This is a genomic window from Pseudomonas sp. D3-10, from assembly GCF_051132175.1.
Taxonomy (GTDB): Bacteria; Pseudomonadota; Gammaproteobacteria; order Pseudomonadales; family Pseudomonadaceae; genus Aquipseudomonas.
On sequence record NZ_CP071668.1, the window covers coordinates 2304593 to 2329367 of the forward strand.

General features: G+C 58.4%; 21 protein-coding genes and 6 pseudogenes. 11 read left to right on the forward strand and 16 right to left on the reverse strand.

Annotated features, from left to right (window positions below; translation table 11 throughout):
- Nucleotides 1-9 precede the first annotated feature (9 nt).
- From J3P90_RS10645 to J3P90_RS10660, 4 genes are all read right to left on the reverse strand, one after another.
- Nucleotides 10-3183 carry an efflux RND transporter permease subunit gene (locus tag J3P90_RS10645; RefSeq protein WP_434676565.1) on the reverse strand — a complete coding sequence of 1058 codons (3174 nt, stop codon included), beginning with the start codon at nucleotides 3181-3183 and terminating at the stop codon, nucleotides 10-12.
- Entirely contained in the window at nucleotides 3183-4349 is a 1167-nt protein-coding gene (locus J3P90_RS10650) for an efflux RND transporter periplasmic adaptor subunit (protein WP_434676302.1), read from the reverse strand. Before J3P90_RS10650 ends, J3P90_RS10645 begins: the two co-directional genes overlap by 1 nt.
- 26 nt (nucleotides 4350-4375) lie before the next feature.
- Complete coding sequence (locus J3P90_RS10655) at nucleotides 4376-5524, reverse strand: acyltransferase family protein (protein ID WP_434676303.1); 1149 nt, start codon at nucleotides 5522-5524, stop codon at nucleotides 4376-4378.
- 178 nt (nucleotides 5525-5702) lie between these two features.
- Nucleotides 5703-6833, reverse strand: a complete 1131-nt coding sequence (locus J3P90_RS10660; RefSeq protein WP_434676566.1) for a serine hydrolase domain-containing protein — start codon at nucleotides 6831-6833, stop codon at nucleotides 5703-5705.
- Nucleotides 6834-7018: 185 nt separating this feature from the next.
- On the opposite strand from J3P90_RS10660, the gene J3P90_RS10665 reads away from it, so the two are divergent.
- Nucleotides 7019-7897 (forward strand): LysR family transcriptional regulator, encoded by an 879-nt coding sequence (locus tag J3P90_RS10665; protein ID WP_420763604.1) that lies wholly within the window; start codon nucleotides 7019-7021, stop codon nucleotides 7895-7897.
- Between the two features lie 771 nt (nucleotides 7898-8668).
- A pseudogene (locus J3P90_RS10670) lies at nucleotides 8669-8874 on the forward strand (Arm DNA-binding domain-containing protein); the annotation flags it as partial.
- Between the two features lie 1107 nt (nucleotides 8875-9981).
- Here J3P90_RS10670 and J3P90_RS10675 read toward each other — a convergent pair.
- Together J3P90_RS10675 and J3P90_RS10680 are read right to left on the reverse strand one after the other, a co-directional pair.
- On the reverse strand, nucleotides 9982-10248 hold the full coding sequence (locus J3P90_RS10675) for a DUF6555 family protein (RefSeq protein ID WP_434676304.1): 267 nt from the start codon (nucleotides 10246-10248) through the stop codon (nucleotides 9982-9984).
- Between the two features lie 383 nt (nucleotides 10249-10631).
- Entirely contained in the window at nucleotides 10632-11315 is a 684-nt protein-coding gene (locus tag J3P90_RS10680) for an SOS response-associated peptidase family protein (RefSeq protein WP_434676305.1), read from the reverse strand.
- A 295-nt stretch (nucleotides 11316-11610) separates the two neighbouring features.
- On the opposite strand from J3P90_RS10680, the pseudogene J3P90_RS10685 reads away from it, so the two are divergent.
- A pseudogene (locus J3P90_RS10685) lies at nucleotides 11611-12310 on the forward strand (hypothetical protein); the annotation flags it as partial.
- Nucleotides 12311-12661: 351 nt separating this feature from the next.
- On the opposite strand, the pseudogene J3P90_RS10690 reads toward J3P90_RS10685, so the two are convergent.
- The 3 genes and pseudogenes from J3P90_RS10690 to J3P90_RS10700 all read right to left on the reverse strand — a co-directional run bounded on the left by J3P90_RS10690 (nucleotide 12662) and on the right by J3P90_RS10700 (nucleotide 15067).
- Nucleotides 12662-12953 (reverse strand): annotated as a pseudogene (locus tag J3P90_RS10690) (four-helix bundle copper-binding protein).
- A 30-nt stretch (nucleotides 12954-12983) separates the two neighbouring features.
- Nucleotides 12984-14390, reverse strand: coding sequence for a heavy metal sensor histidine kinase (locus tag J3P90_RS10695; protein WP_434676567.1), 1407 nt, complete (start codon nucleotides 14388-14390; stop codon nucleotides 12984-12986).
- Nucleotides 14390-15067: a heavy metal response regulator transcription factor gene (locus J3P90_RS10700; RefSeq protein WP_434676306.1), complete on the reverse strand. Its 678-nt coding sequence runs from the start codon at nucleotides 15065-15067 to the stop codon at nucleotides 14390-14392. The genes J3P90_RS10695 and J3P90_RS10700 overlap by 1 nt, the downstream gene beginning before the upstream one ends.
- 165 nt (nucleotides 15068-15232) lie before the next feature.
- Between J3P90_RS10700 and J3P90_RS10705 the strand changes: the two genes are divergently transcribed.
- The 6 genes and pseudogenes from J3P90_RS10705 (at nucleotide 15233) to J3P90_RS10730 (ending at nucleotide 20079) form a co-directional block, all read left to right on the forward strand.
- Nucleotides 15233-15439 (forward strand): co-regulatory protein PtrA N-terminal domain-containing protein, encoded by a 207-nt coding sequence (locus J3P90_RS10705; RefSeq protein ID WP_434559401.1) that lies wholly within the window; start codon nucleotides 15233-15235, stop codon nucleotides 15437-15439.
- Between the two features lie 181 nt (nucleotides 15440-15620).
- Entirely contained in the window at nucleotides 15621-17414 is a 1794-nt protein-coding gene (locus J3P90_RS10710; protein WP_434676307.1) for a copper resistance system multicopper oxidase, read from the forward strand.
- Nucleotides 17415-17428: 14 nt separating this feature from the next.
- Nucleotides 17429-17752: a hypothetical protein gene (locus J3P90_RS10715; protein WP_434676308.1), complete on the forward strand. Its 324-nt coding sequence runs from the start codon at nucleotides 17429-17431 to the stop codon at nucleotides 17750-17752.
- A complete protein-coding gene (locus J3P90_RS10720; RefSeq protein ID WP_434606356.1) occupies nucleotides 17742-18842 on the forward strand; it encodes a copper resistance protein B in 1101 nt (366 codons plus the stop codon). Before J3P90_RS10715 ends, J3P90_RS10720 begins: the two co-directional genes overlap by 11 nt.
- Before the next feature lie 10 nt (nucleotides 18843-18852).
- The gene (locus tag J3P90_RS10725; protein WP_434676309.1) at nucleotides 18853-19635 is read left to right on the forward strand and encodes a c-type cytochrome; all 783 of its coding nucleotides are present in this window, start codon (nucleotides 18853-18855) and stop codon (nucleotides 19633-19635) included.
- Nucleotides 19595-20079, forward strand: a pseudogene (locus J3P90_RS10730) (DUF411 domain-containing protein). Before J3P90_RS10725 ends, J3P90_RS10730 begins: the two are co-directional and overlap by 41 nt.
- A gap of 105 nt (nucleotides 20080-20184) precedes the next feature.
- Here J3P90_RS10730 and J3P90_RS10735 read toward each other — a convergent pair.
- Together J3P90_RS10735 and J3P90_RS10740 are read right to left on the reverse strand one after the other, a co-directional pair.
- Nucleotides 20185-20373 (reverse strand): AbrB/MazE/SpoVT family DNA-binding domain-containing protein, encoded by a 189-nt coding sequence (locus J3P90_RS10735; RefSeq protein ID WP_434606351.1) that lies wholly within the window; start codon nucleotides 20371-20373, stop codon nucleotides 20185-20187.
- Nucleotides 20374-20509: 136 nt separating this feature from the next.
- A complete protein-coding gene (locus J3P90_RS10740) occupies nucleotides 20510-20776 on the reverse strand; it encodes a DUF2790 domain-containing protein (protein ID WP_434611610.1) in 267 nt (88 codons plus the stop codon).
- A 239-nt stretch (nucleotides 20777-21015) separates the two neighbouring features.
- On the opposite strand from J3P90_RS10740, the gene J3P90_RS10745 reads away from it, so the two are divergent.
- The gene (locus J3P90_RS10745; RefSeq protein ID WP_434676310.1) at nucleotides 21016-21435 is read left to right on the forward strand and encodes a UDP binding domain-containing protein; all 420 of its coding nucleotides are present in this window, start codon (nucleotides 21016-21018) and stop codon (nucleotides 21433-21435) included.
- Here the strand turns inward: J3P90_RS10745 and J3P90_RS10750 are convergent.
- From J3P90_RS10750 to J3P90_RS10765, 4 genes and pseudogenes are all read right to left on the reverse strand, one after another.
- Nucleotides 21417-21626: a helix-turn-helix domain-containing protein gene (locus J3P90_RS10750; protein WP_434676311.1), complete on the reverse strand. Its 210-nt coding sequence runs from the start codon at nucleotides 21624-21626 to the stop codon at nucleotides 21417-21419. The genes J3P90_RS10745 and J3P90_RS10750 overlap by 19 nt on opposite strands.
- Before the next feature lie 39 nt (nucleotides 21627-21665).
- Nucleotides 21666-22094, reverse strand: coding sequence for an autoinducer binding domain-containing protein (locus J3P90_RS10755; protein ID WP_434676312.1), 429 nt, complete (start codon nucleotides 22092-22094; stop codon nucleotides 21666-21668).
- 40 nt (nucleotides 22095-22134) lie between these two features.
- Nucleotides 22135-22422: an autoinducer binding domain-containing protein gene (locus J3P90_RS10760; RefSeq protein ID WP_434676313.1), complete on the reverse strand. Its 288-nt coding sequence runs from the start codon at nucleotides 22420-22422 to the stop codon at nucleotides 22135-22137.
- Between the two features lie 78 nt (nucleotides 22423-22500).
- A pseudogene (locus tag J3P90_RS10765) lies at nucleotides 22501-22611 on the reverse strand (glutamine amidotransferase-related protein); the annotation flags it as partial.
- Between J3P90_RS10765 and J3P90_RS10770 the strand changes: the two are divergent.
- Nucleotides 22606-23284, forward strand: a pseudogene (locus J3P90_RS10770) (ParA family protein); the annotation flags it as partial. The pseudogenes J3P90_RS10765 and J3P90_RS10770 overlap by 6 nt on opposite strands.
- 468 nt (nucleotides 23285-23752) lie before the next feature.
- On the opposite strand, the gene J3P90_RS10775 reads toward J3P90_RS10770, so the two are convergent.
- Nucleotides 23753-24649 carry a LysR family transcriptional regulator gene (locus tag J3P90_RS10775; RefSeq protein WP_434676314.1) on the reverse strand — a complete coding sequence of 299 codons (897 nt, stop codon included), beginning with the start codon at nucleotides 24647-24649 and terminating at the stop codon, nucleotides 23753-23755.
- Nucleotides 24650-24775 lie beyond the last annotated feature (126 nt).

The window sequence follows — 24775 nt, forward strand, 5'->3', positions numbered from 1 at the left end:
GTTCCGGTGTTAACGGATATATGTGTCCGCAATTGCAATGGATTGGCCCTGGGGTAGCCGGCGACCGACGCTGCGAACCAGCACGTAGAAGAGCGGCGTGAAAATCAGTCCGAATGCGGTCACACCCAACATGCCGAAGAACACCGCGACACCCATTGCCTGGCGCATTTCCGCCCCGGCACCGGTGGAAATCACCAAGGGAACGACGCCCATGACGAAGGCAATCGAGGTCATCAGGATCGGTCGAAGCCTCAGCTTGCTGGCCTCCCAGGCGGCGCTCAGCGGGGTTCGCCCCTGGCGCTCCAGGTCCCTGGCAAATTCGACGATCAAGATGGCGTTCTTCGACGCCAGACCCACCAGCACCATCAGGCCGATCTGAGTGAAGATGTTGTTATCACCTCCGGTCAGCCAGACGCCCGTCAAGGCCGAGAGCACACCCATCGGCACGATCAGGATCACCGCCAGCGGCAGCAGAAGGCTTTCGTACAGCGCCGCCAGCACCAGGAAAACCAGCAGCGTGCTTACCGCCAATACCCAGCCGGTCGCGTCACCGGCCAGCCGCTGCTGGTAGGTCAGGTCGGTCCATTCCATACGTATCCCCTGGGGCAGGGTTTGCCGGGCGATGCGTTCGATGGCCGCTTCCGCCTGGCCCGAGGAGTAACCGGGGGCGGGCGCGCCGTTGACATCCGCCGCCGTAAAGGCGTTGTAGCGCACGACCATTTCCGGCCCATAGGCGGGGTCTACCGACAGCAGCGTCGACAGGGGCACCATGTCGCCGTAAGCATTGCGCACCTTCAAGCGTGTGATGTCTTCCGGGTTGGCCCTGAACGGCGCATCGGCCTGCGCCCGCACTTGGTAGACCCGCCCGAACAGGTTGAAATCGTTGATATATAAAGACCCCAGGTAAATCTGCAGGGTCTCGAACACGTCCGTTACCGAGACGCCGAGCTGCTTGGCTTTGACCCGGTCGAGATCGACGTCCAGTTGGGGCACGTTGATCTGGTAGCTGGAGAACAGCGGTCCCAATTCCGGCGCTTTGGCAGCCTCGGCCATGAACGCCTTGACGGCGCTGTCGAGGGCGACATAACCCAGGCTTGCCCGGTCCTCGATCTGCAATTTGAAGCCGCCGAGCGTTCCCAGTCCAAGGACGGGCGGCGGCGGGAAGACGGCCGTGAACGACTGCGCGATCTTGCTGAATTCACCATTGAGATCCGTCGCTATCTGGTTCGCCCCCAGCGCCTCGCCCGAGCGTTCGGCAAAGGGTTTGAGAATCACGAAAATGATCCCTGAGCTCGAGGAGTTCATCAGACCGTTGACCGACATGCCAGGGAACTCCAAGGTATGGGCGACGCCTGGATGCTTGAGCGCAATGTCGTTCATTTGCTGGATGACTTGCTCGGTGCGATCCAACGAAGCACCGGCCGGTAATTGCGCGAAACCCACGAGGAATTCCTTGTCCTGGGCCGGAACGAACCCCGTTGGCAGCGTGTGGCTGAGCCACGCGCAGGCACACAGCAGAACTGCGAATAACGCGAAGGTCCTGCCCTTGTGCGCCAGGACGCCGCGCACACCGGCGCCATAGCGGTCCTCGGCCTGCTTGAACCGGCGATTGAAGCCCTTGAAAAAACGCCCCATGACTTTGTCGATGCCGCGCTCCAGTGGATCCTTAGGCGCGCCGTGTGGTTTGAGCAGCAGGGCGCAGAGGGCTGGAGAAAGGGTCAACGAATTGAACGCCGATATCACCGTGGATATTGCAATAGTCAAGGCGAACTGACGGTAGAATCCGCCGGACAGACCAGGCATGAACGCCAACGGAATGAACACGCAAACCAGTGTCAGGGTGATGGCAATGATGGGTTTGCAGACCTCTGCCATTGCCCGATGGGTCGCTTGTTGAGGGGACAATCCCTGGCTGATATTGCGTTCGACGTTTTCCACCACCACGATCGCATCATCCACGACGATGCCGATCGCCAACACCAGGCCGAACAGCGACAAAGCATTGATGGAGAATCCAAATGCCAGCAAGAACGCCAGCGTGCCGACAATCGAAATGGGCACTGCCAGCAATGGAATGACTGAGGCGCGCCAGGTTTGCAGGAACACGATAACCACCAGCACGACCAGCACGATGGCTTCGAACAGGGTGCTGATGACTGCATCGATGCTGGAACGAACGAATTGGGTCGGGTCGAAGACGATCTTGTAATCGACGCCTGCCGGCATATCGGCCTTGGCGTCAGTCATGATTTCCCGAGCACGTGCGGAGATGTCCAACGCATTGCCGCCCGCCATCTGGAAAACACCGAAGCCCACCGCCGGCTGGCCGTCCACCAGCGAGCGAAGCGCGTAGGTAGAAGCCGCCAGTTCGATCCGTGCCACGTCGCGCAGATACGTCACGCCCCCATCCGGCACCGTCTTTACGACGATGTTGCCGAATTCCTCTTCGGTTTTCAGCCGACCTTGGGCATTGACCGAGAGCTGCAACGGGACGCCGGCATGCATGGGAGAAGCGCCAATGACGCCGGCCGCAACCTGGATGTTCTGCTCCCGGATGGCTTGGACCACCTCGCCAGCGGTAAGGCCTCGCTGTACCACGCTGTCAGGGTCGATCCAGATGCGCATGGCGTAGTCGCCACCGCCCCAGATGCGCACTTCGCCAACGCCAGGGATGCGTTCGAGTTGGCTCTTGATATTCAGGATCCCGTAGTTGCGCAGGTAGTTGGCGTCGTATTCGTTGTTGGGCGACACCAGGTGAATCGCCAGGGTCTGGGTCGATGACGACTTGCTGGTGGTCACGCCCAGGTTCAACACGTCGGCCGGCAGCCGCGGGAGTGCCTCGGAGACGCGGTTCTGCACCAACTGCTGGGCCTTGTCGGGATCAGTGCCCAAGGCGAATGTCACATTGATCGCCAGCGTGCCATCGCTGTTGGCCTGGGATTGCATATACAGCATGCCTTCCACACCGTTGATGCGCTCTTCAAGCGGCGCAGCAACGCTCTCGGCAACTACCTTGGGGTTGGCGCCTGGGTACTGTGCATTCACCACGATGAGCGGCGGCACGACGTCGGGGTACTCCGAGACCGGCAGCCGCGTCAGCGAGAGCAGGCCGGCCAGCAGGACAAGGGCGCTAAGGACGCCGGAAAAAATCGGACGGTCGATGAAAAATCCGGAAATATTCATCATTGTTGCGCCTGTGGTTGGGACGGCGCGCGTACAGGATCGACTTGAATCCCGGGCGTCGCCAAGTGCAGGGAATTCACGACAACCTGCTCCTCGGGTGTGATGCCCTGGTCAATGACCCGTAGCGCACCCTGGCGTATCCCCGGTTTGACCTGGCGATACTGGACGCGGCCCTCGGCATCGACCACCAGCACGTACTTTTTGTCCTGGTCGGTACCGATGGCGCTGTCTTCAATCAAGGTAGCGGGGCGGCTGGCGCTGCCTGGCAGCAGGACCCTGGCAAACAGGCCCGGGCGCAGCTCGCCGTTGCTGTTGTCGAAACTGGCCCTGACCCGGATAGTGGCTGACCGGGTATCCAGCCGGTTGTCCAGGGAGCTCAGGTTGCCTTTGCGCGGGTATCCCTCTTCGTGGGCCAACCCGAGCATGACCGGGACCGTATCGCCCGCCGGACGGTTGCCCAGGTAGCGCAGGAAGGTTTGCTCATCCACGTCGAAGTCGGCATAGATCGGCGAGATCGACACCAGGTTTGTCAGCGCCGTAGAGCGTTCCCCCACATCGACGATGTTGCCCGGTGTCACCTCTACCCGTGAAGCCCGGCCGTCAAATGGCGCGAGGATGCGGGTGTGTTCAAGATCGAGCCGGGCCAGCTCGACCCTGGCTAGGGCTTCGTTCACCCTGGCCTGGGCTTCGTTGGCGCTTTGGATGCGCTTGTCCAGGTCGGTTTTCGCGATGGCATTGCTGGTGATCAAATGCTCATAGCGCTGCAGCTCTTTCTGCGCAAACAGGCTCATCGACCGGGCAGCCACCAACGCGGCTTGGGCTAGTTGCAGCGTGGCGACATAAGGGCGGGGGTCGATTTCGAACATCAGATCGCCTTTGCGCAGCAGCGCGCCGTCCTTGAAGTGCACGCTGATGAGCGTGCCCGCCACCAAGGGCTTGATCACCACGGTGTCGGTGGCGACCAGGCGGCCGGTGTAGCTCTGCCAGTCGATGACATCACGCGTGACGGCAGTCATCACTTGCACCTGGGGCAGCGGTGCGGGGGCGGTTTTCGCCTGGGCAACCGGGGCCCGCATGCTGATAGCAAAGCCGGCAAGTGCCGCTAGCACCAATACACCCAGCGCCCAAGCGGGCACGCTGGTCAACCTGCGAATTAACGATGACATGGCAAGCATCCTTTCTATATAAAAAATCAGACTTGAGGGACACTCAATGGCCGTTCCATCGGCTTGGCCTTGCCCCAACGTTGCATCGCGGGCCGCTCAACAAAGGCGAAGAGCAGCCAGCCACCCAGGAGCGACAGGCAGAACGTGGCGGCAAGAATGAAAGAGGCCGGCATAACGGAAAAACGGCGGCCGTCCAACAGCGAGGTCAGGCCCATCATGATCAGCAAGTGGATCATGTAGAACCCGAACGAAATCTCCCCCAGCCACACCATCAGCGGATGACGAAACCAGGACTTTCGTTGCGCTATATCCGCGGCGGCCAGGCTGGTAATCAGGAGGGCGATCGGGATGACGGTAGTGAGTGACAGGCTATAGATAAAGGGCATTTCTCCTGCGAGGAAGTAAGCCGCTGCCGCCAACGTCAGGGCCGGAGCGACCGGGATAGCAACCCAGCGCCCCGTCATCAGGATCCGCGCCATCAGCATGCCGAGAACGAATTCGAACAGCCGCAGCGGCGGAAAGTAATAAGCCAGCCACCACTGGTTCAGGGATATTGGGTACTCGGCGATCTGCGGCGTACCGTTGACAAACTTGGCGATGAACCAGTGGGTCGCAGCCATCGCGCAGACTGTCAGGCCGGCAGTCAGCCAGAGTCGGTCCTCTGCAACCTTCCACAACGCACGCAAGAAAAACGGGAACACCAAGTAGAAAACCAATTCACAACACAGCGACCACGACGGCCCGTTGACACTCAGAAACACCGACATGTCCGGCACCCATGCATGAATCAACAGCACATTGGGCAGCCAGGCGCTGACGGCGGTCAGTGGTACGGCGAACAAGATCATCGCCAGGACGAACGTGACCAGATGGTTGGGGTAGATCTTCACCAGGCGTCGGCGCCAGAACGCGCCGAGCGTATCGTTCCTGCGGGCCGACCAGGTGATGACGAAACCACTGAGCACGAAAAAAAACGAGACGCCAAGCCAGCCACCCACGCTGAATAAGCGCTGGAAGCCGGCGACGATCTGCGGGTCGGCAAACGGATTGAATCCGATGATTTTTGTCAGTGAGGCATGAAAGAAAAATACCAAGGCCGCGGCGACAAATCGAAACCCCGTCAGGGAGTCCAGGCGTACGTTGGCATAGTCGTGGTAGAGGCGTGAATGCGTCATGAGTCGATACCTTTCAATAAAGATCCGCGGCACTGTCGGGAGCCGAAGTGCCTGGTCAATTCCGTGGGGCAGGTAGCCAAGACAAAGCTGGACAACTCAAATTGCATTCGCATGAAGGCCGGCTCTCAAGCCGGTCTTCTCATGATGGACTCCTTATCGCGGCAACAGATTGCCTCATTCAAGCGCCGTATACGGCGTCGCACAGATCGACCGTGAACTGTCCGAACATCCCCTCGAAGGCGGTGTTGGTAAACGCCACCACGGAGATCTGCTGCGCCGGATCGACAAACCAGGAGTGACCAAAAGCCCCACCCAAGCGCCAGGTACCGATGGACTCCGGCGCTTGTGCCGCTTGCGGGTCAGTCATCACCGTGAATCCCAGACCGAAACCACGGCCAGGCCAATTGGCGAGTTCAAGGTTGCCGGTCTGGACGGTTCCCATTTCTTTCGCCAGGCTCGCCGGCATGAGCGGGCCACCACCCTGGCGCAAGGTTTCGAGCAAGGTCAGGAATTCTTCGGCGGAGCCGATCATGCCTGAGCCTCCCGAATGGTAGGCATTGCTGTCCAGGGCCCGATCCGCGTCCATCCGGATGCCAGCGGTGTTTTCGAAAACCTCGATCACTTCGACGCCATTCATACGACGTGGCTCGGGATCGGCATTGAGATAGGCGGCCGTCAGGCGGGAAGTGTCGACGACATTGAAACGGGTATCGGACAGACCGAGTGGCTCGCACACAAGTTGATTGACTGCATCGGCCAGACTGGTCCCGCATACCTTGGCGATGAGCGCGCCCAACACGTCAGTGGCAATTGAATAGCCCCAATCGGTGCCAGGACGATAGAGCAGCGGCGCCGTCGCCAGTCGGCGAATATTTTCCTCCAGGGTCACCGGCGCATTTTCCAGCCCGTCACACACACCGGCCCGCGCATAGGCGCCGCCGCCCGTGCCTTCGAGAAAACCGTAACCCAGGCCCGCTGTATGGCTGAGTAATTGGCGTACGGTGATGGACGTGCGGGTGCCGTCCGCCAGGGTTGGCTGAAACTCCGGTAGCCAGCGAGCGATAGGATCATCCAGGTCAATGCGGCCTTGGGCGACCAAGGCCAGGGCGGCGGCCGAGGTGATAGGTTTGGTCACCGAGGAGAGCCGGAACAAGGCGTCGGTGCACATCGGCAGGCCAGCCTCCCGGTCGGCCAGGCCCACGGCATTGCGATAAGTGATTTCGCCGCGACGGGCAACCAGCACCACGGCGCCCACCAGGCGTTTGTCCTCGATGGCGCTGTTCAGGGCTGCGTCGATTCGCGCCTCCATGGGGTCGGTGGCGATAGCGCTGGAAAATTGGATGGTTTCTTTGGCGGTCATGATCGCGATTCCCTGCTGTAATGGACGTCGCCATGCTAGGTCGCAGACGGCAGGGGAAACAGAGGCTAGAATTCCGGACACACCGGACGTTTCGTTCCGCAATTCAAAGCGCAAGAAACTCAAGGAGAGAGAGCGTGGACAACCTCAGCGGAATCTCGGTTTTCGTCCAGGTCGCCGAAACGCGCAGTTTTGTCGCGGCCGGACGGCTATTAGGCGTGTCCTCATCGGCGATCGGCAAAAGCGTAGCGCGCCTGGAGCAGCGCCTGGGCGTCAGGCTGTTTCATCGCAGCACTCGCAGTATCAACCTGACGGCGGAGGGCATGCTTTTCCTGAACCGCTGCCAGCGTGTGCTCAATGAGCTGGAAGCAGCAGAACTGGAGCTGTCGAGCACCAGCAGCGAACCGCGCGGCAAGCTGCGGGTGAGCCTGCCCTTGGCCGGGCAGTTCCTGTTCACGTTGTTGTCCAGCTTTGCCAAGCGATACCCGGACATTCATCTGGAACTGGACTTCAGCGATCGCCTGGTGGATGTCGTGGAGGAGGGCTTCGATGCGGTGGTCAGGACTGGTGAATTGAATGACTCTCGTCTGGTGGCGCGGCGATTGGGTGCTTTCCGCTTCCTGCTGGTGGGCGCCCCGGCCTATTTCCAGGCCCAGGGTACGCCGGTGGACGCCAGCGACTTGAGCAACCATGACTGCCTGTTATACCGGGTGCCTTCCACGGGAAAGCTTGAGCGCTGGCCACTACCGGATAAGTCCCACAACGGCACGCAGGACCTGCGGGCCGTGCTGGTCTGCAACAACATCGACATGCTTTTCAATGCCGCCATGGAAGGGCGGGGCATTGCCTGCCTGCCGGAATTCGCTGTCAAGGAGGCCCTTGAGTCCGGGGCGCTGCAGGCCGTGCTGACCCAGGAGGTAACTCGCACCATTCACTTCAGTGTGCTGTGGCCGCCGAACCGCTTTATCACGCCCAAGCTGCGCTGTTTCGTGGATTTCATTTCTTTGCATATGTGAGTGGGAAGGCGGCGTGGGACGATGGATGTACAGGATCTGCGCCAGGTGCCGGGAGCCTTTCCAGTGGATTTCAGCACGTGTACTGCGATAGCGCTGTTTCGAGTTGCTCGCGGACATGACAGCGAAGGTGCGCGGGCGACACCACTTGCAGATAACCTGCTTTCTGCCGTACGCGCCATTGCTAATACAAGTGACGGCAACATCAAAGACTTAGCGGGTCTGGTTGTGGAGAAATGGCGGGCGCGGCTTGCGCTACACCTCCGCGTTCAATTCGCGCTGACTCAGTATCCCTAGTGGGAACTGAGCTGCTGCTATAGGCAAACATCATCTACTGATAATCTTGCCCATTGATGCCATCAGTTTGATGAACGCTTGTCCGGCTGGCTACGAAAGAAGCTCAATCGCTTTGGTTTGGAACCGCTCCAATTGCCTCTTGATACGCTGTGAAAACAAGTCCAAAATCAAGCCTTTTTCTGCCCCGGAAAGAAAAGAACCCCTTAGATTTCAATGGGTCGGACACCCGATGCGAGTCTCGTTTCCCGCTCCAATTATTTTTCTATAGACTTCCATTGGAGTATGTAGAAACCAAAAAAAGAGACATCGGTCTCTTTTTTCGTTCCAGTAAAATCCATTCCGATACATCAATATCCACGATTTTTTAGTACATTTTTTAGTACATCAATTCGACGCTTGGTAAGTCAGTTTTTAGAGCTGCTTGGCACTCTGAATACTTTGCAACACTCCTTCATTCATATGAGTGGAGTTAGTACGATGGTCCTTACCAATACGGCGGTCCGGCACGCCAAACCTCGCGCCAAAAACTATACCCTTCCTGACTTTGATGGCTTTGCGCTTTTCGTGAATACGAATGGCACCAAGAGCTGGCACTTCCGCTTTTCTTGTGCGGGCAAGCGGCCCCGTGTACTTATCCTGAAATACGTCTGCGCGATGCTCGCGCTCTGCGTGATATCCCCCGGAAGGGAGTGTTGGCTGTCTGCATAGCTGGTTGCCATGGCGGCCTCCATCTGGTTGATCCAACAAATTCCGGCTGCACACGATCCTTCCGCTGGTTGCCCTGGGGCGCGGTGTCATGTGCATGCGGTATTTATTGGTCGGGGGAGGGGGCTCGTTACGTCTCCAGCGCGGACTTCCACCGCCGTGTTGCTTTCTCCCGGCCGCGGACTCGCAACCCAGTGGAGATTGATGCAGATAGCCGGAGCTGATCCCGGCATGACTATTAGCGGCCGTAGTGACACCGGAGTTTCACCGGGGCGAAGGTTTCAGCCGCTTATTCTTGGACTCGCCGTGGCCATCTGGGCGCTTACTCACTCTACCGGCCACGATTCCCGCGATCCCTCAGGTCTTACACTTGCCCGTCAGCCCGGGCATTCATCTGCGTGTTGCGGTCATGCAGGCGGGCGGTTATCCGCGGCGCCTACGCCGCCGCAATGGAAGAGCGAGACAAGCGCCTGGATGAGCTCACCCGCAAGGCCAGCACCGCAGCCGAGAAGGCGACCAAGGCCGCACGACCGCCACCAAGGCAGCAGACAAGGCGATCGAGGCCGTGGACCGGGCAACGCAGTAAAGCGCGACACGTTCGTGCGTTAGCAATTGTGTCGCGCCACTTAAGTCGGTACGCCCAGCGTAGCTCGTCTAGGGCGGTCCCTATGAGACAAAACGTCACAAAGCCCCGACCGGCCTGGATAGCCCATCGCCAGGCAGTTGACTTCGTCGAGGCGGAGGGCTTGCATCAAGGCCATAGCTCAAGCATTTGTTTAGGGGCTTGGGCGGGTAGGGGAAGTGCTTCTGCCCGCATCGAGACGATGCTGACAATTAAACAGTGTTTTGTATGCACCGCTAAGTCAGAGACCCTTAGCTCTGAATGATGTAATACGAGACTCGGATCATTATGGCAGATCATCGTCATGAGGCCGCTCAGCATCGACCATTTATGCGGCCGCAATCCTTCGGTATCCCCCTTCCGTTGCGTCGACAAAGGAGTCAGAAGGTCCTTCAGATACCAGACGCTTTATGGTGGAGGGCGGTCGCGAATCAGCTTAAGGACCACCCTCTTCATGAAGGAGCTAATACCTTGGTGGGACGTAGGCGGCGGGCTTGAAAGGTTCTGCGCCCGACAAGCGCCAGCGAACATTGGAAATGCCTAAACGCTCCGCGAGGGGTTTGCTGACACGCCTGACCTTTTCTCGACCGAACTTCGGAATCCGGCCCACGCCCGCATCGCAACTCGCCCAATGCCATGCCTCAGCGTTATTCATGATGTCTAAGCGAATGATGAAAGACTTCGGCACTCCATATATTTCGTAATCGATGTACAGCATGGCTGAGGGCATCGTTATTTCTCCCGGTGAGGAGTTACTGAGTACTTGGAGGGCTTTTAATTCAATCCGTCTGACGAGGCTGGACGTGGGCGCCGAGGTGCATACCTAATCCAGCCTTGGCGATGAACAACAGGCCTACAAACCCGGCAAAGCTATCGATGGTCGGCGCGGTAGCCAACGGAAAATTGAGTCATCGTTGATTCCGTGGCCGGAGCGGCAATGGATTGCTAGGGCTGCCGACGGCGGTGACTTTTTCCTGCGTTCCAGAATTGTTGCGGTGGCGGTTGCGGTATGTGACGACGGCTCGAACGCGATGCAGTGGACCGTCAGAAATTTGTAAACAATTTCGGATAAAAGTCCTTCCTTAAAGAGATGTTTACAACACCATATAGCGGTCATCCTCGCCTTCCTAGGGCCCGTCGCTCAGTTGTCAATAAGTGTTCAAGCTGCGGTTCGGCAATCGCAATATGCATGGCGATCTGCTGCGCTTGCCCCCATTGTAAGTCGGGCTGGAGCCATACCAACGCATCTTCGCGGGTAAAGGCCAGCACTCTTTGCTGCTCGCTGACGATCTCGCCGTAGGTCACTAGGGCAAGGCCATCGCAACCATTTGGCGTTTCACTGGCCTGGGCTAGGGCCGCAAGGAATATCGGTGACGATTGGCGGGAGGTCGTATAGCTGAGGCGGCGGGACGGTGCAGTCACGTCAGGTTCTGACGCTTCATACCAACCATCGACCGCTATCAAGACTCTGCCATCGCGCTTGACCCGGTCAAAGACCTTGGAGCGCATCACCAGGTGCAAGGGCAGGTGGGTCAGCGGCGGCATCGTGCCCATCGACCAGACAGGCGACCACCCCCAGCGCACCTTGATGCACTCCAGCCGCCCGCCACGGTTGCGTATGGCGCTGACCTGCATGTTCGGCTTGATCACGCTTTGTCGCTCATGCAGCGCGGGCGCCGCCGCGGCGTGAAGACTGTCGGCGGACAAGCTTGATGAGTTGGCACTGAAGGGCTCGCGCTGGGCAAAGAACGCCAGGGAATCCTTGGAAGAGACAGGCTGAACGAAACATTCACACATCGCGAAAACTCCCAGGCAGATATTGACTACACCCCGCCGTTGAAGCCGCAAAAAACCAGTCGTCTTGAGTCGGTTGCGGCGATGTTATGTAGCTCCGAGCCGGCGCGCCAGCCCTTGGTTCGAAAATCCTTGTCCCGACCTGATGAGCGGAAAATCAAGCGGCATTTCATCCACTTATGCGACCGCTCATCGTCTGCGTGGAGAGCTGCGCATTTCTCCAGGGTCGTTCGTTTTGTGCCCCAGCGCCGTTGCTTCGACGGTGCTTCGCGTGGCCTCTGATGAAGGAGATCGACCCATGACCAAAATCGATAATCTGCTGGATAACAAAGGGACTCCCCTCGACAAGCAGACCTTTACCTGGCGTGAGCTGGCCGGCAAACCGATCAGCAAACTGGACGACGATGCGTTCACCCGTGTGCGGGTGATATTGATGAACGGCGTCGAGTCCGACGCCCTGCGCCTCAAGCATTTCGGTGCGCGTTTCCACAAGGAGCTGCAACTGCCCCTGGCTCAGGTCAGGCGTGCCGAACACCATCAGATGACGGCCATCAACTGGTTGCTGTCGGCGGATCATTCCCCCCTGGAAACCACCGTGGCCTACGAACAGGTCGCCATCGAAGTCACCGCCGCGGTGGCCCAGAACGAGCCGGATCCTTACCAGGCGCAGACATACCGCTTCGGTTTGCTGGAAGATTTCGACGACCTCTACCGTTACGCCGCGATGCTTGATCGCCTGGAAGGCAAGGACGCCAATAACATCCTGCAAGGCTACTCGGACATCGTGCCCGGCCGGCCCACCAGCGAGCAGCGCCCCCGGCGATGACCTCCGAGACAACTATCAGAAGGACAGCGCCGCACTGATCACCAAAATCCATGCCGCGCTGATTACCGGCGCGGAATACCAGACCCACGATTACTATATGAACATCGGCCAACTGTTCGCCGACCCGGTGGCGCGGGCGTTGTACGCCGAGATTGCCTCGGTGGAGGAACAGCTGCCTGAGGGCATACCGCCTGGGAATAATCAGCCAGCCTTGTCTTGGCGGATTACCCTGCCAATTGACGGGGCCTACATAAGCCGCTTCCAGTGCCGTCAGAACGCAGGACGCTTCCGCCGAAGCTGGCTGGTAGGTGTGAGCCAAGAGGCGTATCCTACGAGTGCTTGCTCCGAGACTTGTTGGCCTACAGCCTTCCCTTGGAGACATCTGATAGCCCGCCGCCGAGGCGGGCTTCTTTGTAACAATATCCATAAGGCAGCGCCGTTGGTTAGCTAGCTGCCCAAGCTAGGCTCCGCCAGAGCGCATGCTCGTCATGAGCGGTCTACCCGTCTCCTGGGCGAAATACGCCTACGCAGCCACTGCTTCGCAGGATGCTGCATAGGCCATCCAGGCCTCTGCGCAATGCTGACAGTGGTCTGCCTTATGCTCACCGCACTCCTCCCCGCAAGCGCGGAAAATCCTGGCGCACAGCGCACAATGGGCTTTGGCGAGTATGCTTTCTCGTGCCATCAAGGTAGCCGCAAGCTTGCACATCTCTGCGCAATCCCTGTCCGCCTTGATGCAGTCGGCCATCATTGATACGTCCTGTTTCTTCCAGGCAGGCTCACGCGCAGTATTCTCAGGCCAGCGCACAAGGCAGGCATTACAAGATGTATTCTTGAATTCAGCATTAAGGGGTTGGGGCTGCACCGACCAACCGCTTGGAGGCTTGGAGGCTGATGAGAAAAGTTGTGACACCCTCCGACGAAGTACACCAGATTCGTCCGCTGTGAGCCTCAATGATGGAGCGTGTTATCGACAGACCCAGGCCAGCATTGCTCGGCCCGCCTTCTCGCCTGGCTGGATCTGCTCGATAGAACCGGTCGAAGATCTTGGCAATGTGCTGGGGATCGATGGTTACCCCGCTGTTACGCACGGAAAGCGTCACGGTTTCAGGTGTTTGCTCGATCTGCACTGATATCTCATTGCCTTCCGGGGTGTAGCGCAACGCGTTCGATAAAAGGTTGGAAAGCGCTCGGTCAATCATCAGGCGATCGCCACGAACCTTGCCACGACCTTTGAGGGTCAGCTGAATGCCACGGTCCTCAGCCAGGAACTGGTAGTACTCGAACAGCTTGGATACAAGCTCGGAGAGCTCCACATCAATCTGCTCAGGCACGATCAGACCGTTATCCGCCTTGGCGAGGAAAAGCATGTCGTCGATCATGCGCGACATGCGCTTGAGGTCTTCAAGGTTCGAGTAGAGGTTTTCCTCATAGGCATCCAGGCCACGCTTCTTGGCGAGCACCACTTCGGTATGGGTCAGTAGGTTGCTGACCGGCGTTCTCAACTCGTGAGCGATATCGGCAGAGAAGTTGGACAACCGAACGAATGCATCCTCCAATCGTCCCAGCATCCCGTTGAAAGACAGGATGAGCTCCTGAAGCTCTAGCGGTACGGGCTCCAGGGGAATGCGCTCGCGGAGTGATCTTGCCGACATCCCGGTCGCCACTTTGGTGATTTGCCCAACAGGCCGAAGCCCACTCTTGGCCACGACCCAGCCCAAGCCTGCGCTCACAATCGCGCTGATCACCAAGCCGATGCCGAACCACCATTGCAGGGTGACAAAGAAATGGGCGTGAGTGGTGACATTGAGCATCAGCACGGCAGTCACTGGTTCAGGCTCGCCTGTCATGGTCAGCTGGGCGGTAATGCCGCGGAAGTTCTGCGATTCATCCTGCCATTCCCAGACCGCACCCCGATGCGCCTGCTCGAACCCCTGAGGAATTTGGGAGGCTTTGGGGTCTGAAAAAAGGACCGTTCCGTCAGCCTTGGTGATTTTCACCGACAGATCTTGATGTGCGCCGAGCAATGCCCGCAGCTGCTGCTCCTGATCGTCTAGCCCGCCTCGCGCTGCTGAGATGGACAGGATATGACGCGTTGACTCCAGCTTTTCGGAAAGCGCCTGCTCATCTAGCATCCGGAAATGGTGCTGGCTGAGTCCATAGAAAGCCACGCCAGCAACCATCAGGACAGCAGTCACCGCGAACATGAACATCAGGGTCAGTCGCTTGACGAGCGATGATTGCGGTCGCATCACTCGGACACATCCATCATGTAGCCCATGCCTCGGGCGGTATGGATGAGCTTTGGCGCGAAGTCGTCATCAATCTTGGCCCGCAGTCGACGAATCGCGACCTCGATCACGTTGGTGTCACTGTCGAAATTCATGTCCCAGACCTGAGAAGCGATCAGCGACTTGGGGAGCACCTCGCCGCGTCGGCGCATGAGCAGCTCCAACAGGGAAAACTCCTTCGCAGTAAGGTCGATCCGCTTGCCGTTTCGCGTAGCTCGACGCTTGAGCAGGTCTACCTCAAGGTCTGCCATCTTCATGGTGGTTTGAGCAGAACCACCGTTGCCTCTGCGCAGCAACGTGCGAACCCGAGCCAGCAGCTCCGAGAACGCAAAGGGCTTCACCAGGTAATCATCAGCGCCCAGCTCCAAACCTTTCACGCGGTCGTCTACGCCGTCTCGGGCCGTCAAGAAAAGGACCGGCACATCCTGACCCGCTGCACGGATCTTGCGCAGGACCTCCCAGCCGTCGAGCCCCGGCATCATCACGTCGAGGATCAGCAAGTCATACGCTTCGCTCTGTGCCTGTTGCAGGGCGTCAGTGCCTGTCATCACCCGGTCAACGGTGAAGCCAGCTTCTGTCAGGCCTTGCTGGAGGTAGACACCGGTTTTCGGCTCATCTTCGGCTACGAGTAATTTCATCTGCTCTCATCCATGCGGGGTGCATCTCCAGTTTGCAGGAAAAAAGACGCCCCACCAGAAGCTGACGGAAAAGTAATGTCGAGATCAGTTTTCTGACAGCACCGCGAGGCTAACTTGACCCTGTACCTGACGCCATGAGGCGCAGAACCCACTGAGGATCTCCAGATGAACATGGTTAAAGCAATTTTGATGGTCGTTACCTTCGGCATGGCAGGCATCGCCCTGGCAGAGGGCGGCGCGGACCGGGCTTTTGCGCGGATGGAAGCGGCTCGCCAAAGCTCCATGCAGGCCTACCAGGTTGCGCAGGAGAAGAAAGAGCAGGCGCCAGTCGCCGCCCAGCCCAGTAAGCACGCGGGCCACGAAAACTGCTGATCCGAGCTTACAGAAAATGTAATTACCCCGGAATCTGAATTATGGCAGTTTCAGACTACGGCCTCTCATCAGCCTCGCGCAGTGGCGAAAGTCTACGAGACTGGTGAGAGCTCCAATGAACCCAAGGGCTGCGCCATCGGCAGCCTGGATATCAGCGATCTACCTGACTGGACGCAACGGCATGCAAAGCAAAACCACGAGACGATCTTTCGTCAAAGGCCTGGCCGCTACCGGACTTCTGGGTGGGCTCGGCATGTGGCGCGCGCCGGTCTGGGCCGTGACCAGCCCTGGCCAACCGAACGTGCTGAGCGGCACGGACTTCGATCTGTACATCGGTGAGCTGCCCGTCAACATCACGGGTGCAGCTCGTACGGCCATGGCCATCAACGGCTCAGTGCCAGGGCCGATCCTGCGATGGCGCGAAGGCGACACCGTGACGCTGCGCGTACGCAACCGGTTGAAACAGGACACCTCCATTCACTGGCACGGCATCATCTTGCCCGCCAACATGGACGGTGTGCCGGGCTTGAGCTTCCACGGCATCGCTCCCGATGGCATGTACGAATACAAGTTCAAGGTCCACCAGAACGGTACTTACTGGTATCACAGTCACTCAGGCTTCCAAGAACAGTCCGGGGTCTATGGGGCTTTGGTGATCGATGCCATGGATCCGGAGCCGTTTGTATATGACCGTGATTACGTCGTCATGCTCAGCGACTGGACGGATGAAGACCCGGCGCAGGTGCTCTCCAAACTCAAGAAGCAATCCGACTACTACAACTTCCACAAGCGCACAGTTGGCGACTTCGTTGACGATGTGAGCGAGAAAGGCTGGTCGGCCGCTGTAGCGGATCGGAAGATGTGGGCTGAAATGAAGATGAGCCCCACCGACCTCGCTGATGTGAGCGGGTATACCTATACCTACCTCATGAACGGCCAGGCTCCGAACGGCAACTGGACGGGAATCTTCAAGCCCGGCGAGAAAATCCGCCTGCGCTTTATCAACGGCTCGGCCATGACCTATTTCGATGTCCGGATTCCTGGGCTCAAGATGACGGTTGTGGCTGCCGACGGCCAGTACGTCAAACCCGTATCGGTCGATGAGTTTCGGATCGCCGTTGCGGAAACCTACGATGTCATCGTCGAACCTGAAAACGAGCAGGCCTATACGATCTTCGCGCAGTCCATGGACCGTACCGGGTACTCCCGAGGCACCCTGGCAGTTCGTGAAGGCTTGCAAGCGCCCGTGCCGGAGGTAGATCCGCGCCCGATCATCGCTATGAGCGACATGGGCATGGACCACGGCAGCATGGGCGGAATGGATCACGGCAGCATGGCTGGCATGGACCATAGCAAGATGGCTGGGCTGGACCATGGCAGCATGGCCGGCATGGATCACAGCAAGATGGCTGGGATGGGTCATGAGGGCATGGCCGGCATGAGCGGTGCAATGCAGAGCCATCCAGCTTCCGAGACCAACAACCCGTTGGTCGATATGCAGACCATGTCGCCGACCCCGAAGCTGAACGATCCGGGAATCGGCCTGCGCAACAACGGGCGCCGAGTACTGACCTACGCCGATTTGCGGAGCACCTTCATCGATCCCGATGGTCGAGAGCCTGGACGCACAATCGAACTGCACCTTACCGGCCACATGGAGAAGTTCGCGTGGTCGTTCGACGGTATCAAATTCTCCGACGCTGAACCGCTGCGATTGAAATATGGCGAGCGTCTTCGCATCACCTTGGTCAACGACACCATGATGACTCACCCCATCCATCTCCACGGTATGTGGAGTGATCTGGAGGACGAGAACGGCAACTTCATGGTTCGCAAGCACACTATCGACATGCCACCTGGCTCAAAACGAAGCTATCGCGTCACCGCAGGTGCCTTGGGACGTTGGGCCTATCACTGTCACCTACTGTTCCACATGGAAATGGGCATGTTCCGAGAAGTCCGTGTGGACGAATGAACTGGAGATCTGAGATGAGCAAACCAATGAAACGAAGCGCCTTTTTCTTTTCTGCTGCGATGGTAGGCATGCTGGCTGTTTATGCCCCGGCGTCGTGGTCCAGGGACAACCATGATCAGCACTCCCAGAAATCCACCGAGGCAGGCAAAGCCAAAGGCTCGCAGGACAAGCAGGGCCAGGGGATGAACCATGAAGGCATGGACCATGGTTCCATGGAAGGTATGGATCACGGCTCGATGAAAGGGATGGACCATGGCTCGATGGAAGGCATGGACCACGACAAAATGATGGAATCGCATGGCAGCGACAAAGCTAAGGCAGGGAAAGATGGCCAATAGCTTTGGGCGGCCTTCGCTGCTGGCCCTGACTGTTTTAATCGGCATGCTGGGCGTAACGCCCAGCTTCGCCGCTGAAGAAATGGATCACTCGGGCATGGATCATTCGAAAATGGGGCACGGTTCCATGCAAATGGATGCTGCTCCGTCCGAAGCGATGCCGGCGATGGATCACAGCAAGATGGTGGTGAGCAAACAGCAGAAACAGACTGCCCCTGTTGATCACAGCCAGATGGGGCATGCTCAAAGCCAGAGCAAATCCAGCCCGGTGGACCATAGCAAGATGGACCATGGAAACATGAAGGGCATGGATCACGGTTCGATGAAGGGCATGGACCATTCCCAGATGAACCATGGTTCAGCGACTTCTCCAACCACAACGAGCCGCACGCCGATTCCAGTGCTCACTGATGCCGACCGCGAGGCAGCCTTTCCGCCTTTGGGTGGCCACCAGGTGCACGACAGCGGAATCAATAGCTTCTTCCTGTTGGACCAGCTCGAATACCAGGACTCCGATGAGGGCAGCACCCTGGCCTGGGACGCATCAGGCTGGATAGGCGGCGACATCAATCGACTCTGGGTTCGTTCGGAAGGCGAGCGCACAAATGGGTTAACCGAAGACGCTGAGCTGCAATTGCTGTACGGGCGCGCGGTCAGTCCCTGGTGGGATGTGGTCGCCGGAGTCCGTCAGGATTTCAAACCGGAATCACCCCAGACCTGGGCAGCCTTTGGTATTCAGGGCATGGCCTTGTATGACTTCGAGGCCGAAGCCACGGCGTTCATCGGCGAGAACGGCCAGACTGCTGCGCGTCTTGAGGGAGAATACGACATCCTGCTGACCAATCGCTTAATTTTGCAGCCCACGGCCGAGGCGAACTTCTATGGCAAGAACGATCCTGAGCGCGGTGTTGGCTCGGGTCTGGCCAATACCGAAGTCGGGCTGCGTCTACGGTATGAAATTATCCGCCAGTTTGCCCCGTATATAGGCGTGACCTGGAGCCGCTCCTACGGCAACACCGCTGACTTCATCCGAGACGAGGGTGGAGATGTTAATGAGGCACGCTTCGTTGCCGGTATCCGGATGTGGTTCTGAGAATTCCAACATGAAAAGAACAATTACAACGCTGCTCGTGGCCGGTGCTGTCGGAAGTGCTGCGGTTTTGGGCACGGCGTATTTCGGCTTGGTGAATGTCGGAGCCGATGATCCTCACTTTCCGGCTGTTCATTCGTTTCTCGCCATGGCTCGCGACCGGTCGATAGAGGTTCGAGCGCGAGACATTGTAGTGCCTGACCTCAAGGACGCGGCGTTGATCAAGGCAGGAGCAGGCAACTACAACGCCATGTGCATTGGGTGCCACCTCGCCCCAGGCGTTGAGAAGACTGAACTAAGCCAAGCGCTATACCCGTCGCCACCTGACCTCACCAAGGTGGGTGGCGGAGGCGATCCGGCCGCCGCATTCTGGACGATCAAACACGGTATCAAAGCCACCGGCATGCCCGCTTGGGGCAAGAGCATGGGTGACGAGTACATCTGGGGAATCGTCGCGTTCCTGGATCAACTGCCCCAAATGAATCCGGAGCAGTACGAGGCTTTGGTGGCCACGAGCGGTGGCCACCAGCACGGCGGCGGTGAAAGCGATATGCATAACCATGAGGGTCAGCACGGCGTAAGCGGTAATGCCGAGCATGGCGATCACGACGAAGCGGCAGACGACGATCATGCCCAGGCATCTCACGACCATGGAGCTGCACCCGCAGGCCCCGCTCAAGCGGCAGATCATCACGGTGACCACAATGCGGCCGAAGCCCATCCGGATGCCCACCCGCAATCGTCGCCAAAGACGCATGTTCACAAAGACGGTAAGGAACACACTCCTGCCAACTAACCGGATACTCGTTCGTCTAGCCGCTATCGCTGGGCTGCTGGTGACCTCGAGGGCCTACGCTGCCGAGCCATTGTCCATCGACGTTCACCGAGACGCGAACTGCGGTTGCTGCAAGAAATGGATCGCGCACCTGGAAGCCAATGTTTCAAAGTGACCGACCATGTTGAGACGGACATGAGCGCAGTGAAACAGAAGCTGGGCGTAGCGCCACGGTTAGCGTCCTGCCACACAGCCGTGATTGACGGAAAGTTTGTTGAAGGTCACGTGCCAGCTGAGCAGATTCGAGATCTCAGGGGGCGGAACGATCTGGTCGGGATCGCCGTACCGAGAATGCCAGCTGGATCCCCAGGCATGGAGGTTGATGGCGTAAGCCACGCCTACCAAGTCATTGGTTTAACCAAAAGCGGCGAGGACCAAGTAGTAGCCAACTATCCAGCCAAATAACGCGCCGACCATGAGGACGGCGGTAGGCTGACGCCGTCCTTTGTACCCCCGCTGGAAAGGCTTCATCAGCTCAACATGACGAGACAGAGCGCTTGCAAAGGGCAGCTAATCAGATTCACGGCACTCGCGGACTGGCTTGAGTACGATATCGCCATTGATGAGCTCGATGAAGAGTCTGTCGCCCGTCGTGAGCCCGAGCTCGCGCAGAATATCGTCGGGTAATTCCACAATCACATCGCCGGAGCCATCGCCGGGATCAAGGCACTTTACCGTGGTGCGCGCTGATTCAGTCATTGGGCTCTCCTGCCTAAGCTATCAATCCTCATCGTACTCCACGAGTCATGAAAGCCGGTAACCAGGCGATCAATCGCCGGAATTGACGCTTCAACCCGGCTTTTTACCAGCGTAAGTCTGCCCGCTCGGTCCGTGCTCAGTTCTGGCCCCGGCAACCGATACCAGCGGTCCGGTACTCAAGGATTTTCAGGTCCCCGCTGGAATCCTCATAGTTCATCTGTGCTGCCATCACGTCACAGCTCGCCTTGGTCGATGTCATGCTGATCACCTTCGCCACGTCGAGCCGCATCCCGTAGACCTCAACGTGCGGTGCGAACTCAAGTAGGCTGCGTGGTTGTGCACGTCGCGGATGAAGCTGATGTCGACGTGAGCCAGCGGGCGCTCGATCCAGTCTCGGTTGTATCCGCGTCCGGTCATTTCTGTCGAGAACAGGGGTCGCAAGCCGTGTGGCGACTGCCAACCGATCAATCCATACGACTCCGAGACGTTGTTTGCTAGCATGTGCCGAATGGTATTGTGGGGTCGCTGCGGTTCCTGAAGAAGTAGCCCAGGTGTCTGGCGAGTGGCGGCCATCCGCAGGTTTAAGATGCTTTTGATTACCATCCCCAGGTGATCCTTGCCGGGCGGCGAATCAATGATGGCATGGGCAAGTGGATCGTCGAGAAAACCATCAAGCTGCTGATCTCCTCCAACCGTGTGGTGAAGGGCTCGACGATCAATGTGATGGGAATCACGTTCAAGGAAAATTGCGCAGATGTGCGCAATTCGAAGGTTCACGACATGATCGTCGAATTGCGAGCCTATGGCGTCAACGTCCATGTGAATGACCCACTGGCCGACCCGGCGACGGTCATGCGTCAGTACGACTGCGCATTGAGCAGTTGGGAACAGCTGCCCGCAGGCGATGCGCTGATCGTGGCTGTGCCGCATGAGGCCTATCGGCGCACCTCATTGCAGCAAATGCGCACCAAGTTATTGCCCGGGGCGTGTGTGATTGATGTCAAGGCTGTCCTGGATCGGGAGTCCTACGAGGCCGAGGGTTATCATTTCTGGCGTCTGTAAACCGGTGGGGCAACTGTCGGCATGACCAGCCCGCAGGCCACTGCAGCACTGACGGCCTGTTGGCGACTCACCGAACCCAGCTTGCGTCGGGCATTGAGCAGGTGGAAGTCGATGGTGCGCTCGGAACAGGTCAGGATGTGGCTAATCTCCCAAGAGGTCTTGCCGACGCTGGCCCAATACAGGCAGTCCAACTCCTTGGGCGTGAGGTCCTGGCAGGGTTGGGCAGGAACTTACAACTGATGGCGCATTCCGGCGAGCAGGTAGGGGATGAGCATGAACAGTTGATAAACGGCAGGGTTGGAAAAGCCCTCCTGTTCGGTGATCTGGGTGTCATCGAAAGCCACACTCAGTGTTCCCCTGAGCAGCTCGTAGCGCAGCGGGATGCTCAGGCCGCTGCGCAGGCCGTGTTGCTCGCGTTGTTGCCAGAAGTGCCGGGAACGTCCACGGGCGCGCCTGCGCTCGCTGTCCCAGAAAAAAGGTAGCAGTTCGCGTCGACAGTGCCTGAGTATCGGGTCGATCTCGATCAACCCGTCACCGCGATAGTGTTCCAGCCAGCGTTTGGGAAAGGTGGCGATGAGGCCGGCGAGAGGGTCGGTATCCCTCGGTGCTGCCGGTCCCAGGCTGATGAGGTAGCTGCCGAAGCCGAGCTGACGCAGCACTTTGTTCAGCAGGCGCTCCCAATCGCAACGGTTAGCATCTTTAGTGCCTGAGTATCGGGTCGATCTCGATCAACCCGTCACCGCGATAGTGTTCCAGCCAGCGTTTGGGAAAGGTGGCGATGAGGCCGGCGAGAGGGTCGGTATCCCTCGGTGCTGCCGGTCCCAGGCTGATGAGGTAGCTGCCGAAGCCGAGCTGACGCAGCACTTTGTTCAGCAGGCGCTCCCAATCGCAACGGTTAGCATCTTTGGCGAGACTCATGAAGGCGGTCAGCGGTGCGGTACGCCCGGCCTGGTTCCGGCTGCAGACGGGGGAGTTGTGTTCGTCCATAAACGAGTCGCTCTTGTTATAGCGGGAATGAAACAGCTGGAGTACGGAAAAGAAGGGGAGTGCGCCCCTTCTGGCGGATCACTGGTGCACGTAACACTTGATGAAACTGCGAAACAGGTCCAGGCCGTTTTCGGTCAGGATGCTCTCAGGGTGAAACTGCACACCTTCCACTGGCAGGTGGCGATGACGCTCGATCTTGATGCACAGGCCAATACCACTCATTACTTAACTGGCTTGACTGGCGACGATGCGCCGGTCGGCATTGCTGATTTCTTCAAACAAACACTGTCTTCAGGGCTGGCAGCCAAGAATAATCGCGTTCGTATTTTTGAGACTGTCCATGACAATTTGCACATTATCGCTGCCAGCAGCGAGCTAGCGGACCTACAGCAAAAGCTTGAAGCAAAATTCAAAATCAACAAATGTCGTCGACTGCTGGAAGAGCTTGCACAGGATTACGACCGTATCTACATAGATACGCCGCCCGCGATGAATTTCTATACCTTCAGCGCTCTGATTGCGTCCGATGCTGTTCTGATCCCATTGACTGCGACACTTTCGCCCGCCATGCCCTCTATCAGATAATGGCCCAGGTTGAACAGCTCAAAGCTGACCATAATGAGTTACTGGTCTTGAAGGCATTGTCATCAATCAATATTCGAACACAGCTGGGTTTCATCGTACGACGGTCGAGGAGTTGATCGATGTAGGGCTGCTGGTGCTTCCGGTTTACCTGAGTAGCTCGGTCAAGATGAGAGAGTCACATGAGCGGTGCCTGCCCCTGATTAACCTGGCGCCTAACCACAAGCTAACTGCCCAGTTTGTCGAACTGCTCCACAGGTCGGAGGCCGGGCACCACTAGAGTGGCGGGCTTTTTGTTGCGGTGGGATGGTCATGCTGGATTGATTGCTGAGATTGCCAAGCGGCTGCGCTCTGTGAGTTTTCAAGCCTGTCGGGCTAGCGGGATGTCTCCAAAGATGTGTTTGGCGAGGCTTTTTAATCCAGGTTCCCCTCGATAGTCGCTTCTCACCAGTCCCACCACTGCGAATGACTCCCCGGTCTCACCGGCCACCGAGAGTGAGGCAGTACCGTCGGCGCAAAGGACACATTTTGACCGTGCAACCTGGTAGTAAGCATGCCAAGGCGTCCTCTCTTTCGACCAGAATGTCGTTACCGACTCCGCCGCTCATTAAGTTTGTCCATGGCGCGTTGATCGGACTCGTTACGACCCTTTTGCTAATCGACCGATACCGATAGACAGTCGGCTTATGACCAACGTAGCTCAATAGCTTGAAATGACCTGGACGGCAAGTGGTGAGTTTGCTGCGCATCAAATACGAGCAGGCCCCGCAAAGTGCGGAGACTGTCCAAACGATTCGATCAGCAGCTCTGCAAGCATCCGTATCTTCCGTGCCGGATGCTGACCTGGCGGACGGACCACATAGGCGCCCGCCGGTGGCGGTGGGAACCGGGTCATGATCGGCACCAGCGCCCCTGAGGTCACATGCTCGTAGGTCAGGCAGTCCGGAAGGTACGCGACGCCGAGCCCTGCGGACGCGGCAGCCACGATCGCTATGCCGTTGTCCGCCTTGAAGCGCCCCTGGGGACGAACCGTGATGATCTTATTGCCATCCATGAATTGCCACGCTTCGGTGCCCTGCATGAGCGCCTCGTGCGTGGCGAGTTCCTCCGGTGACTCGGGTGCCCCATGCGCTTTTATATAGCTTGAACTTGCGACGAGTTTCGTGTAGATCGGGCCGATACGCCTTGCGATCAGATTGGAGTCCGGAAGGTAACCGACGCGTATCCCACAATCGAAACCCTCGGCAATGAGGTCAACGAAGCGATCGCTGTAGCAGGTCTGGATATGGAGTTCGGGGTGGCGGCGCGCCATTTCCGCGAGCATAGGCGCGAAATGAGTGGGACCAAAGGACAACGGCGCCGCAACGCGCAAGCGGCCGCGAAGGGGGCCCTGCGGCAGGATCGTTTCCTTGGCCACCTCAATCTCGGCGCAGACCCTGGCTGCATAGTCTCGAAACGTCGCCCCCGCTTCAGTAACGGCAGCCCCGCGAGTGGTCCGTGCAAGCAGTTGGATGCCTAGTTCCGCCTCAAGCCGAGCGAGCCGGCGACTGACGATCGACTTGGACACGCCAAGCCGCAGCGCTGCTGGCGAAACCCCTCCCGCATCGGCCACTTCGACGAATGTTTGCAGCTCTTCGATATCCAAATCGGCGTTCCCCTTTGTGCGACACAGCTAGCCTCGGGATGCTACTACTGCGGCAAAATTCGCAACAGCATAATCCTTGCTCCGGGCAACGTCGCCGCTGGCGTACGTTTCCCGGAAAAACCAATC